This is a genomic window from Sphingomonas oleivorans (genome assembly GCF_003050615.1).
In the GTDB taxonomy this organism is placed as follows: domain Bacteria; phylum Pseudomonadota; class Alphaproteobacteria; order Sphingomonadales; family Sphingomonadaceae; genus Sphingomonas_H; species Sphingomonas_H oleivorans.
This window is the reverse complement of the sequence record NZ_NWBU01000010.1, coordinates 326,769-339,103: the sequence shown is the minus strand read 5'-3', so window position 1 is coordinate 339,103 and position 12,335 is coordinate 326,769. Positions and strand designations below refer to the sequence as shown.

Genomic DNA, 12,335 nt, shown 5'->3' with positions numbered 1-12,335 from the left:
TGACGACTAGATGATGCGACCGCCCCAGTTGGGGGCGCGAAGCGGCCAAACAGCTCCCTCTCTTTCAACCGGATCAATATGGTTTAGGTTCAGGCGGTATGAACCACACGAAAGACCGCGCCCGTCCCCGCGTCGCGCACCAGATCGACGCGCGTCCCGTCCCAATGATAGTCGAGATGGCGTCCCTGGACGGGTTCTGATGCGCAGTCAGGGTAGAACAGTCCTACACATTCCCCTCCGGGATGCCGGATGCTCGGATAGACCATGCCATCGGCCCCACCCGCTTTAAGGGCTGCTGCAAGCCTCTGGGACGCCACATAGCTGTCGGGATCAAGGGCTGGATTGGCGGGCTCGGCTCCTCTCAGGTCGTGCAGGTCGGCACTGACCGAAAGAACGATCTCCCGGAATTGAGAAGTCCAACCGGACTCTTCGGCGGTGCTGGCCATGAACCGGGCATGGTGATGGATGGTTTCGAAGAGAGCGGTTTCGAAGGCATTTCCGACATAGAGAACGCCATAGCTGCCATCGGTGAAGCGGCTTGGCCGGTCCGTGCTGACATGGGTGAACGGCGCCATCAGATAAGACGCACCGTTTCCGCCTACCCGCCGGTCCGCTGGCACAAGGTCCAGATTGCCGATGGTCGCCATGATCCGGGGATTGGTCTTTTGCTCTGCCGAGATCAGCAGCGGCCAATCAGCGGGGTCGGCGATGTCCTCGAACAGGTCGATCGGCGGAAAGGCGCTGCGGAGGATCCGGACAGCGCCTTTCCACTCAACATGGGAAACAGGGCCTTGCTCTGGAGCCGTCACCAGCCACCGCGCTCGGCGTCGAGGTAGCGGCGCACGCGCATGATGTCGGTGAGTTCACCGCCGAGCATGACATCAAGTGCGCTCGATCCGGCGAAGGCGCTATTTCCTGCCTTAATCCAGGCATAACCGCGCTGAGCATCCGAAAAGACGATCCGTAGCGCCTTGTGAATGCCCATCAAGTTGGAAAGGCGAGCCGCGCCATCACGCGAGACCCGGCCGGCTCCTTCAGCCTTCCAGCGCCGATAGGAGCGCACCGGCATATCAAGCAGCGTCGCCGCCTGCTCGTCGGTAAGTTCCCACTTGCCAAAGAGGCTGAGAACCGCCCTGAACATAGCGGCAGCCTCGTCCTGGGTAATCGGATCCGGACGAAACGCCGGAGCAGCAGTATCAACGGGTTGCAAAGCTAGCATGACAAGTCTCCATATGGCACTATATATTCCATTGGTTGCCATTTGGCAATATGCTTCTTAGCTACTGGCCAAGCCGCGCGAGGATACCCGCAGCGCCTGTCGTCGGCACGAACAGCCGCGTCTGATAGCGGATGATCTCGGTAAAACAGCCTTGCGCCTTGTACCAGTCAAGCCGCGCCGCCGACCAACCTGCAAGCTCGAGCCGCTGAGCCCCGTTGACCAGGCTGCGCTTGAGGGTGAGCGCCTCGCGGGCCATGACCTGCATCGGCCGGCCACCGGTGAGCACAGCGTCGACGATCTGCTCGGCCGAGAACGCGTGTTCGTCCTCCAGACCCAGGGCCTGGCAGAGTTCGGGAACGCAGTGGAGCGGCACTTCGCGACCCAGTAGCGAGCGCCCGTCGCGAGCTGAGATCCGACTGACCCGAACATAGTCGGAAGGGAGCTTGTCCCAGACCGGCAGCAGCAGCCCAGTCGCGAGATGCAGTCGTTCGCGCTTATGGCTCGCAGCGGCTTCACCGACCTCAGCTTGCCAGAGGCGGCAAAACTCGGCGAAATCGACTGGCTCCCAGTTGCTTTCCTCAAGCTGCTCGGCGGTTAGATGACCGTGCTTCAAGGGCCGGACCAGTTCGAAGCGGGCAACCCGCGTGCCGTCGTCGGCAAGCAGGCTGCGTGCCGGAACCAATAGCCCAATCCGGCCCGAGCGGGCATTGCGCAGTAACTGCTGGCGCTCGCCCGAGAGACCGTAGAGCTCTTCAAGCCGCGCGAGACCCAAGGGCTTCAGCGCTCGGGCGATCTCGAGTTCGAGAAGGTGCGTGGTCGCGCCCGAGAGCGCATCGGTGCGCAGCAGGGTGTCGGAGAGCACCTCAAAGTGCTCGACCGCGATGGTCTCGACCCCGAGTTCGAGCGTGCCCGCCTGCCGGGCGGCATCGATCCGCGCTTCAACGAGTCCAAGGAACTCGTCGAAGATGCCGTTCTGCAGGGCGATCGGCAGCGCGAGTATGCGGTTGAGCCAGCGCTGGATCGACGGCAGGTCATCGACCATCGATCCGTCAGGGCCTTCGATCCTGAGCCCGGTCAGTTCCTCGAACCGCGCAAGGCTCACTGCGTCGAGCTTGCCGGTGAACAGCAAGCCGAACCAGCGGTGAAGCGCCTCCTTGGCATAGGAGCTTTCGAGATTGTCGGCGGGATCGAACAGGTTCTGCCCCCCGGTCTGACGTTGACCGCGGGTTAGCGCGCCGAGGCTGTCGAGGCGCCGGGCGATCGTCGAGATGAACCGCCGCTCGCCGCGCACATCGGTGGTGACGGGACGGAACAGCGGCGCCGAGGCCTGGTTGGTGCGGTTGGTCCGCCCGAGTCCCTGGATGGCGGCATCGGCGCGCCAGCCCGGCTCAAGCAGGAAATGGACGCGGCGCGCCTGGTTCTTCGCCGCAAGGTCGGCATGATAGCTGCGGCCCGTACCGCCGGCGTCAGAGAAGACCAGAACCTTCTTCGAGCCGTCCATGAACGCCTGTGTCTCGGCGACATTGGCACCGGGGCTACGGGATTGAAGCTGCTGGCGCCCGTCGCGTCCGACGATCAGCCGACGGGTTCGCCCGGTGACCTCAGCTACCTGATCGGTCCCGAACCGCTCGATGATCGCATCGAGCGCGGTGGCGATCGGCGGCAACGCGCAGAGTTGCTCGATCATTCGGTCGCGCGCGTCGAGCGCCGAGCGGCACAGCACCGGGGCGCCAGCATCGTCGACCATCGGCTCGGAGCGCGGATTGCCGTTCTCGTCCTTGAATACCGCCATCAACCGCACCGGAAAGCTCTTGGTGAGGTAGTCGATCACGTATTCGCGGGGAGAAAGGTCGATCTCAAGCGCTTCACGTTCGGCATCGGTAAGGTCGGCGAGGCGGCGATCGAGCATGGCCTCCGCAGTCGAGACGAGCTGCACCACCACGGCATTGCCTTCGGCAAGTGTCGTATCGATTGCCGGTAGCAGGCTCGGCAACTTCATCGAGAGCAGCAATTGCGCAAAGAACCGCTGCTTGGTGCCCTCGAAAATCGAGAGCGCCGCCGCCTTGGCCCCTGAGTTCAGGGTGTCTCCGCTGTCGGCATCGACAATCCGGGTCGCCTCCAGAGCATCGCGCAGGTTGGCATGGATGATCGCCCAGGCCTCGGCATAGGCGTCGTAGACCGCGATCTGGTCAGCGGTCAGGCAATGTTCGAGGATCTCATATTCGACCCCGGCGAAAGACAGCGCCCGCGCGGTGTAAAGCCCGAGCGACTTGAGATCGCGCGCGACGAGTTCCATTGCGGCAATGCCGCCATCGCGGATGTCGGCCACAAAAGCCTCCCGGTTTGCGAAGGCGGTTTCCGGTCCCCAGAGGCCAAGGCGGATCGCATAGGCGAGATTGTTGACGTCTGACGCCCCGGTTGCCGAGGCATAGAGCACGCGGGCGCGCGGCAGCAGGTTCTGAAGCCGCACTCCGGCAACGCCTTGCTCCGATCCCTTGACCTTCCCGCGTGAGCCTTCGCCGCCCGCGGCGTTGGCCATGGCGTGGGCTTCGTCGAAGACGATCACCCCGTCGAAGTCGTCACCCGACCATTCGAGGATCTGCTCGAGCCGGGTCGCATCGCTGCGGCCTGAGCGAAGGGTCGGATAGGTGACGAAGAGGATGCCCTCGCGCATCCCGACCGGGACCCCGAGCTTCCATTGCCCGAGCGGCTGGACGTCGATCGGCAGGCCCCCAAGTGCGCTCCAGTCGCGGCGCGCGTCTTCGAGCAGCGCTTCGTTCTTTGAAATCCAGATATGGCGGCGCTCGCCCCTCACCCAGCGATCGAGGATGACCGAGGCGACCTGCCGGCCCTTGCCCGCCCCGGTCCCGTCGCCAAGGAAGTAGCCCATCCGGTAGGTCCGGCCCTCGGCGCTCGCCTTCAGCACGCAGCCCTTGTCGTCGGGCTCGAACCTTCCCGAGAGATCGCGAGAATGGGCGTTCACGGCATAGATCAGGGTCTCGGTCTGCGCGGCGGAGAGAACGCCTTTGGCGATAAGATCGGAAGGCAGCTGCGGCACCGCTTCGGGCACCGGCGCGGTGATCGAGCCCATCGCGACCGATTCCACCAGTGGCGTCGGATGTTCGACTGCGCCGGTGATCGCGATGCGGCTCGGCCGGTAGGGCAGATAATGCCCGACCTGCTCGGCGATCGGCGCGGGCTCATCGAGCGGTTGGTAAGCCAGCGGCTGGATCGACGGCGCGGCCGCGATGGGCCGAACCGCGAGCGGGACCGGTTTGCTCGGCCGTGCGACGAGCCGCAGCGGGAGCACCGGTCTTTGGGCGATGATCGGCTCAGCGACCTGCCCCGTGCGATCGGGCAAAAGGCCGACCAGGAAGCAGAGCTCGGCAAAGTTCACCGGCTTGGCGATGACCGGACTATCGCCGCCATCGACCTTGTCGAGCACCAAGAGCCGGGTGGTGATCGAGGTGCCCTGCTTGACGAAACCGAGCTCGATCGCGGCGTTGAGCCGCAGCGCCACCGGGCCGGTGATCCCGGCAAGGAAGCGCGGTAGGTCGAACCATTCGGGCATCACCGCGACGAGGCGACCGCCGGGGAGCAGCCGCTTCCAGGCCGAGCGTAGGTGCCGCGCACCGGTGCGTCCGTCGTGGCCGCGCTCAATACCGTGCGAATAGGGAGGGTTCATCAACACCACGCTCGGCGCGATATTGGGCGAGAGCAGCTCGTCGATCAGCTCGCCATCGTATCCCGTCACCGTGGCTTCTGGGAACAGTGCTCCAAGGCATTCACGACGGAGCGGTGAGATCTCATTGAGCGCGAGGCGCGCGCCTGCCTTAGCCGCCCAAATGCCCAGCATCCCAGTCCCGGCCGAGGGTTCGAGCGCCAATTCTCCAGCAGAAATCCCGCAGGCCCGGGCCGCGAGCCAGGCGATGCGGGGCGGCGTTGCGAACTGTTGCCATTCGATCTGCTCGTCGCTGCGAGTGGTCTGGCTCGGCACCAGCGCTTCCAAGCGAGAAAAGGTCCGATCGGCCAATTCAGGCGACACAGCGGTGACGAGCTCGGACTTGTCAGCCAAGAATAGCACCTGGGCCAATTCGAGCGCGGCATGGGCATCTCGCACCGACCAGCGGCCTTCGGCATCGCTGCCGCCGAAATGCTCGCGCATTGTGGCGTTCAGCACGGCGCGGGAGATAGCCTGATCGGCACCGATCCGGGCAGCCAACGACCTTGCCGCGGCCAGAACCTGCGGTTCGGCGGGGATGGTAAAGGCGAGAGCGGGAGAAGCATGGGACATTGGAAACCTCCTGACGAGGCCCAAGTCCGTCTGGGGGCCTCAAAAGGCCCCAAGCCCCCTCTCCTCTCTGCTTGGCTCAAGCCGCCGCGCGAATCCGGCGCATCAGCACGTCGTTCCAGTCGTCGCCGGGTCGCTCGGGCCGCCGGGTGACGATCCGGCGCCCCTTGCAGGCATAGGCTTCACGCGCGCGCTCCTCGGCGAGGAGTCCACCGGCGTCGTTGTCAACGAAGAGATGCAGCTCGCGCACCGATTCCGGGATCGTGACCAGGCCGAACCGCTCGTTGCCCAGCGTCGCCCAGCAGGAAATGTCGAACATCTGCATCGCCGAAAGCGCGGACTCGTTGCCCTCGGCGATTCCGAGCCTGCCATCGCGCGGATATGCCAGACGTACGGCTCCCGAGCCCGGACTTCCGAGTGAGCGCTTGGGCTGCTCAAATGAGGCGAGGCGGTCACTGTCGGGATCGAGGAACGTCCGGTTCAGCGCCAGGATACCGGCGTCGTTGCGTACCGCTGCCACCAAGGCCGGTAGGAACCGCACCGCGCCTTTCGGCCCCAGCGGCATGTGCGGATGAAAGCGCAGGTCGGAAGATGAGATCGTAATGCCTCGCGCGGCAAGGTAGCGCTCGGCCGGGCTGCCTACGAGTAGCGAGGCCTCGCGCCACAGTCTCAGCGCGTTGCGGTCAGCGATTTCGTGACGCGGCGCGGCTGCAACCGGGCCGCCCGTCCCGTCGAACAGGTCCGAGATTCGCACCCCAAGCTTGGCCATGCCCTGCATGACTGCCTCGTTGGTGCAGCCGGCGAAGCAATGGACCAGGATCGCGCGCTTGCCGAGCGTGATGCTGAGCGAGGGGGTGCGGTCAGCGTGGGCTGGGCAGCAACACATACCGCGCGAGCGCGACCAGGTCCCGCTCAGCGCCTCGACGATCTTACGAGCGCGGGCTTCGAGCGTTTCTCGACCTTGAATCTGGGACATGGGGCATCTCCATCATGACATGCCTCCACCCGCGCAGCCTCCGCTCTGCGCTGCTGCCAATGCGTTTTCCTACATGGTGTGTTCTATATATGTTCTCACTCGATTCGGCCATAGAAGGAATCGAGATATGAGACTGAGATGGGCAACGATCACAGCGGCGCTGGCGGGATTGGCGTTCGTCGTCCCGGCTCAGGCGCAGGAGGAAATGGCTGCTGCTGCACCTGAGCTGCGACCTGACGGCTTCCGCATTGCCGAGGGGTCGAACGGTTTCCAGCTGGTGGAGCATGGGATTTGGCGCCAGCCCCTAGCCGCTTCGTCAGGGGCTCCGGTTCTCGAAGCGGGCCGGACCTACCTTCCCTATCGTTATGTAAATCCCGAAGCTGGCGGGCCCTCAGGCTTTCGACGGGCAAGCTACCTTCCCCATGTTTATGCTGCTGAGGCTCAATATTCGCTGCCGAGTGGTCTTCTCGACGCCCTGGTATGGACGGAATCGCGGTATAATCCTCTGGCGATCAGCAAGGCTGGCGCCGCCGGCCTGGGTCAGCTGATGCCGGGGACCGCCCGCGACCTTGGCGTTTCCAATCGCTTCGATCCAATGGCCAACATCTTCGGTGCGGCGCGGTATCTCCGCCAGATGCTCGACAAGTTCGGGGTAGTGCATCTGGCCCTCGCTGCCTACAATGCAGGCCCTGGCGCCGTCGAGCGAGCCGGCGGTATCCCACGCAATGGCGAGACACCGGCCTATGTGCGCGACGTGCTGCGTCATTGGCGCTTTTGAGCAGGGGGTAGTTGTGAGTTCCGGTCGAATACGCGTGTCGGGAATGCTGAGCCGCGGACGACGCGGAATGATCCTGACCACGAAATCGGACGAGGTTTGGATCGTCGAAAGCGAGGAAGTTGCCGATGATCTCATCGGTTCGAACGTGACTGTTGAAGGCGTCGTTGCAGGCATGGATCGTCTACGCGCCGACTGGATTGGCGCGGACAGTCATCCTTCCTGATTCTGGGGCGGATATTTCGCGACGAGTTGGAGAAGCTCCCTGCCCCACAGTGCGAGAGCTTCGCGCTTCTCATTGGTGTACTGATGCCGATGATAAACCCCGGCGACACCGGCCATTGCCGAGCCCGACTGATGATTGAGAACAGCTTCAGAAACGACCAGCGGTATTCCAAGCCTCTGCAGCCCAGTTGCCACTGTCCGGCGAATGTCATGCATGGTGAAATGACCGGCATCATAGCCAAGCTTCTCATCCACGCTTGCCCTAATCCGCTTCCAGGCCTTTGACAGCCCACTGACACTGTTTGTGTTGGTGACCTTGGATGCCAATAGAATTTGCGACTGCTTGTGGGCGTCGTCAGGAGCAATCCCCGCGGCCGCGAAGATGTCGGTGACGACTGTGAGTGCCTGGGCGGACAGCGGCACGACATTCGCCTTGCCGTTTTTCGCTCTGTCTCCAGGGACGGTCCAAACCTTCGCCTTGAAATCGAACTCGTCGCAAGTGGCGTCGAGCACCTCTCCCCGGCGCTGGGCTGTGAGAACAAGCATTTGCACGAGATGACCGAACGGATAGCCATCCTCGACAGCGGCTTGCCACAATGCGGCGAGCTCTCGATCGCTGAGTACGCGGTCGCGAGGCTCACTTCGCTTCGGACGCCATGCATCCCGGCAAGGATTGGCTGGCAAATGCTCGAGTCTGGTGAGTGCCCAAGTGTAGAAAGTTGAAAGATGGCGATACACGATGCGCGCCATCGTCAGGGTTTCCTTGCCCCGCTCGAAGGCGATCTTCTCGACAAAGCGGCTCACGTCGCTTCGAGTGATGGAATCCGCGAGACGGTCACCCAGCTCGGGTTCGATGTACTTCCGGAAAACCCGGTCGAACTCCTTCGCGCTCCGTTTTTTACCCTCGATCTGCTGAGACAGATAAATCTCGTAGAGCTCAGCGACCGTCCCGACGCCCTTCGATCCCTTCCTCTTCGCGCCTGGCTTTCTGGCGATGTTCTTGCCCTGCTCAACATCGACCAGAAGGTCTCGCGCCTTCCGCCGAGCATTGGCAAGAGTGAAGCTCGGGCCATGTCGGCCGATCGTGACATTCAACCATTTGCCTTGAACGCGCTTGCGCAAGATGTACGTCTTGATGCCGCTTGCACCCATCCGAAGCCGGAGCCCGGTCACGATGCCATCAGCAAGCTCAATTTGCCCGGTGGCAGGAGCCTTCAAGCCTGCGATCCGAGCATCCGTCAAACCAACTTTGTTCGCCATATGTACCTGCTACCTTAGGTAGCTTTTGATACTGGATACTGGCGAACATTTCAAGAACAATACGGACTATGAATCGCAGATTTCCGCCATTTTTGGACCCATGCGGATGCGCTAGGACCCTCTGATTGCAGCTCTTAATCAGCGGGTCCTAGGTTCGAGCCCTAGTGCGTCCACCACTTCCCTCCCTAAAAACAGAGCTTTAGCCGAAGGCTGAGCTTTGCTTTCCGACTTATTCCGACACACATTCCGACAATCTTACTTTGTTCTCGCCTCCTCCAAGGCGCTTAGCGAGGTGATATGCCCCCGCCGTACAGCGGCGATCCTACGCACCTTTCAATGCAGCTCACCAATCATGCGTGCTCGCCGCGCGGAGCCAGGCATCGGGGATCGCTCGGCCTGAAGTGACCCGCCTGATACTTTCCATCGGCATGGCGCCCGATCCATCGCGGCCGAGGCAGGAACTGACATGTTTTCGGACCGTTGAACGCTCCCCAGCTCCGGAGGCCCCCATGCCCACCGATGCCCCGTCCGCCCCTCCCCCATCCGCCCCTTCCCATGCGACGAAACCGACGAGCCGGCTTGTCGCCTCCGATCGGGTGGAGGGTGCCGCCGTTTATGCGCGCGACGGCCACAAGCTCGGCACCGTTCGCAGCTTCATCATCGACAGGATAAGCGGCCAGATCGTCTTCGTGGTGATGTCGGTCGGCGGCTTTCTGGGGCTTGGCCAAAAATATCATCCGCTTCCCTGGGATATGCTCGCCTATGACGAGTTCAAGGATGGATATGTGATCAATTTCGATCTGGACATGCTGCACGGAAGCCCAAGCTACAGGCCCGACGACGCCCCCGAATTCGACGAAGCTTATGGGCAGCGTATCGCCACTTATTATATGCCTTCAAGAAAAGCCGATTACTGAAACTCGCTTTCGGCGTGAAATCTATTTCCGCCGACCATGGGCCGACATGCCCCGCGAGATATGCAAGGATCGCGCCCTGTCTTGTTGGCGCGCATCGGCATGAGATAATGGCGGACATCGGATCTATTCTCGATCCTTATCGCCCCTGCCGCGCCATTTCGACGAGATAGCTTGCCATTTGCTTGTCGACGTCGTGATCGGCGGCATAGAGACGCTCGTCGCCGCGATCGATGAGGGACGGCCCGGCGACGGCCCGCACCTTCCTGGTCGCGGAGCGATTTGCCCGGAGGCGAATTCGCTCTACGGAGCCGCGAGACGTGCGCAGCGACCGAAAGCGTCGGTCGGCAGCGGCGGGAAGGAACGCATCGGGAGGTCAGGCCATGAGCGGCGACGACGATTATATTTATGACGAGGCGACGGGCGACTGGATCAGTGCGGCGGACGCGGCCGCGCAGACAGGTGGCGCGTCGGGCGTCGAAGTGCGTGATGCGGTCGGCAATCTGCTCGCCGATGGCGACAGCGTGACCTTGATCAAGGATCTGAAGGTCAAGGGCGCGAACCAGACATTGAAACGCGGCACTCTCATCAAATCGATCCGGCTGACCGGCGACAGCCAGGAAATCGACTGCCGCTATGAGGGGATCAAGGGCCTGGTGCTGCGCGCGGAGTTCGTGAAGAAGCGCTGAAGCGCCGCGAACCTATCGCGCGATCATGGCAGCAGGGCGATGTGCGGGATATTGCTCCATGAGGGTCGGCACCGGCATGAGGTCCGAACCCGGCTCAGCCGCTCCCGGCCGTGCCGCTCCGCAAGGCCGCGCTGCTGCCCATGGCCTGTGTCAGAGCCCAGATTATCAGGGCGGTCGCGCTGAAACTCGCGCCGAGCAGCGAGACGCCGCCCCAGCCGGCATGGGCATAGGCCGCGGTGGACGCGATGGCGCCGGCCGCGCTGCCGATCGAGTAGAACAGCATATAGCCGCCGACGAGCCGGCTGCGTGCGCCCGGATACAAAGCGAAGATGATGCTCTGATTGGTGACATGGACCGCCTGGACCGCAAGGTCGAGCAGCAGCACGCCGAGCAGCAGCGCCGGGATCGATAGGGGCAGGAGCATGATCAAGCCCCAGGACGCGAGCAGGAGCGCGAGCGACAGGCCCGTCGTCCATTGCCCCAGCCCGCGATCCGCGAGCCGGCCCGCTCCGCCGGCGGCAAGCGCCCCGGCCACGCCGACAAGGCCGAACAGGCCGATCTCGCTGTGCGACAGCGAATATGGCGGCGCACTCAGCGGCAGCACCAGCGCCGTCCAGAAGCTGCTGAAGGTCGCGAAAATCAGGAGCGCAAGGACCCCGCGCACCAGCAGCAGCGGATCGCGCAAGAACAAGCCGGGGATGGAACGAAGAATGGCGAAATAGCCTTCGGAGGCTCCAGCCGGGGCCTGACGGGGCAGGATCCGAAGGAGGATGCCGGCCATGGCGAGCGTCAGCACGGCCGAGCTCAGATAAACGGCCCGCCAGCCGCCAAGATCGGCGAGGACGCCGGAAACGAAGCGGGCGGCGAGGATGCCGATCACGACGCCGCTCGTGACCATGCCCACCGCCCTGCCACGCTCGGTCGGCGCGGCCAGCGTCGCGGCGAAGGCGACGAGCAGCTGGATCATCACCGCGAGCAGCCCCACGGCCACCATGCCGGCGAACAACATGCCCGCCGTCCGCGCCCCCGCCACCACGAGCAGCGCGATCCCCGACAAGACGGCCTGCCCGGCAATAAGCCGCCGGCGGTCGAGAAGGTCGCCGAGCGGCACGATGAAGATCAGGCCAAGCGCATAGCCGATCTGCGTCAGCGTGACGACAAGGCCGATCGCGGCAGGGTCGATCCCGAAATCGCGCGCCATCGCGTCGAGGAGCGGCTGGGCATAATAGATGTTGGCGACGGCAAGGCCGCAGGCGATGGCGAAGATCAGCGTCCTGCCTTTCGTCAGCCCGTCGTGCCGCCGATCCGATCGGCCGCCACCCTCGCTAGTCTTCATCCTGTCGCCCCTCCGCCATGGCATAGAAGTTCCATGATGAAACCAGTTGCGGCGCAGCCGGTCTAGTTCTAATATAGAACCAAATTGCAGCTCGATCGACGGAGCAGGAGAGCCATGGTGAAGCGTGTCAGCCTGGCGGGCGCGGATTGCCCGGTAGCGCGGGCGCTGGATGTGATCGGCGACTGGTGGTCGCTGCTGATCATCCGCGACGCCTTCGATGGCGTCCGCCGTTTCGGCGAGTTCCAGACGGGCCTGGGCATCGCCAAGGGCATGCTGGCGATGCGACTGCGCGATCTGATCGAGCGCGGCGTGCTGGAGACGGCGCCGGCCTCCGACGGCAGCGCCTATCGGGAATATATTCTGACCGAGAAGGGCCGATCACTTTTCCTCGTCATCGTCGCGCTGCGCCAATGGGGTGAGGATCATCTCTATCGCCCTGGCGAGCGGCATTCCGTCCTGGTCGATACGGCAAAAGGCGATGCTGTCGCCCGTCTCGAACTGCGTTCGGGTGACGGACGCGTGCTCGGCTGGAACGAGACGCGCGTCCGGAAAGTCGGCGAAGAGGCAGGCTGATCCACGAAGGACCTCGAATTCGCTCCAGCGAACGGCACGACCAGCAATCGCACGACCAGTAATCGCACGACCAGTAA

General features: G+C 63.5%; 11 protein-coding genes. 5 read left to right on the top strand and 6 right to left on the bottom strand.

The window, feature by feature from the left end:
• Positions 1–89 precede the first annotated feature (89 nt).
• The 4 genes from CLG96_RS12900 to CLG96_RS12885 all read right to left on the bottom strand — a co-directional run bounded on the left by CLG96_RS12900 (position 90) and on the right by CLG96_RS12885 (position 6,486).
• Positions 90–809: an RES family NAD+ phosphorylase gene (locus CLG96_RS12900; protein WP_107968376.1), complete on the bottom strand. Its 720-nt coding sequence runs from the start codon at positions 807–809 to the stop codon at positions 90–92.
• A complete protein-coding gene (locus CLG96_RS12895; protein ID WP_107968375.1) occupies positions 806–1,219 on the bottom strand; it encodes an MbcA/ParS/Xre antitoxin family protein in 414 nt (137 codons plus the stop codon). Before CLG96_RS12895 ends, CLG96_RS12900 begins: the two co-directional genes overlap by 4 nt.
• Before the next feature lie 61 nt (positions 1,220–1,280).
• Positions 1,281–5,513, bottom strand: a complete 4,233-nt coding sequence (locus CLG96_RS12890) for a strawberry notch-like NTP hydrolase domain-containing protein (protein WP_107968374.1) — start codon at positions 5,511–5,513, stop codon at positions 1,281–1,283.
• 76 nt (positions 5,514–5,589) lie between these two features.
• Positions 5,590–6,486: a DUF7146 domain-containing protein gene (locus tag CLG96_RS12885; RefSeq protein WP_107968373.1), complete on the bottom strand. Its 897-nt coding sequence runs from the start codon at positions 6,484–6,486 to the stop codon at positions 5,590–5,592.
• A 127-nt stretch (positions 6,487–6,613) separates the two neighbouring features.
• On the opposite strand from CLG96_RS12885, the gene CLG96_RS12880 reads away from it, so the two are divergent.
• Together CLG96_RS12880 and CLG96_RS19360 are read left to right on the top strand one after the other, a co-directional pair.
• Complete coding sequence (locus tag CLG96_RS12880) at positions 6,614–7,264, top strand: lytic transglycosylase domain-containing protein (protein WP_107968372.1); 651 nt, start codon at positions 6,614–6,616, stop codon at positions 7,262–7,264.
• Complete coding sequence (locus CLG96_RS19360; protein WP_341476953.1) at positions 7,167–7,487, top strand: DUF5818 domain-containing protein; 321 nt, start codon at positions 7,167–7,169, stop codon at positions 7,485–7,487. The genes CLG96_RS12880 and CLG96_RS19360 overlap by 98 nt, the downstream gene beginning before the upstream one ends.
• Here CLG96_RS19360 and CLG96_RS12870 read toward each other — a convergent pair.
• Entirely contained in the window at positions 7,475–8,746 is a 1,272-nt protein-coding gene (locus CLG96_RS12870) for a tyrosine-type recombinase/integrase (RefSeq protein WP_100865734.1), read from the bottom strand. The genes CLG96_RS19360 and CLG96_RS12870 overlap by 13 nt on opposite strands.
• A gap of 509 nt (positions 8,747–9,255) precedes the next feature.
• Between CLG96_RS12870 and CLG96_RS12865 the strand changes: the two genes are divergently transcribed.
• On the top strand, positions 9,256–9,663 hold the full coding sequence (locus tag CLG96_RS12865; RefSeq protein WP_107968370.1) for a PRC-barrel domain-containing protein: 408 nt from the start codon (positions 9,256–9,258) through the stop codon (positions 9,661–9,663).
• A gap of 380 nt (positions 9,664–10,043) precedes the next feature.
• Positions 10,044–10,349, top strand: coding sequence for an alkylphosphonate utilization protein (locus CLG96_RS12860; RefSeq protein WP_107968369.1), 306 nt, complete (start codon positions 10,044–10,046; stop codon positions 10,347–10,349).
• A 94-nt stretch (positions 10,350–10,443) separates the two neighbouring features.
• Here CLG96_RS12860 and CLG96_RS12855 read toward each other — a convergent pair whose 3' ends face one another.
• The gene (locus tag CLG96_RS12855; RefSeq protein WP_107968368.1) at positions 10,444–11,685 is read right to left on the bottom strand and encodes an MFS transporter; all 1,242 of its coding nucleotides are present in this window, start codon (positions 11,683–11,685) and stop codon (positions 10,444–10,446) included.
• A gap of 114 nt (positions 11,686–11,799) precedes the next feature.
• Between CLG96_RS12855 and CLG96_RS12850 the strand changes: the two genes are divergently transcribed.
• Positions 11,800–12,258, top strand: a complete 459-nt coding sequence (locus CLG96_RS12850) for a winged helix-turn-helix transcriptional regulator (protein WP_107968367.1) — start codon at positions 11,800–11,802, stop codon at positions 12,256–12,258.
• Positions 12,259–12,335 lie beyond the last annotated feature (77 nt).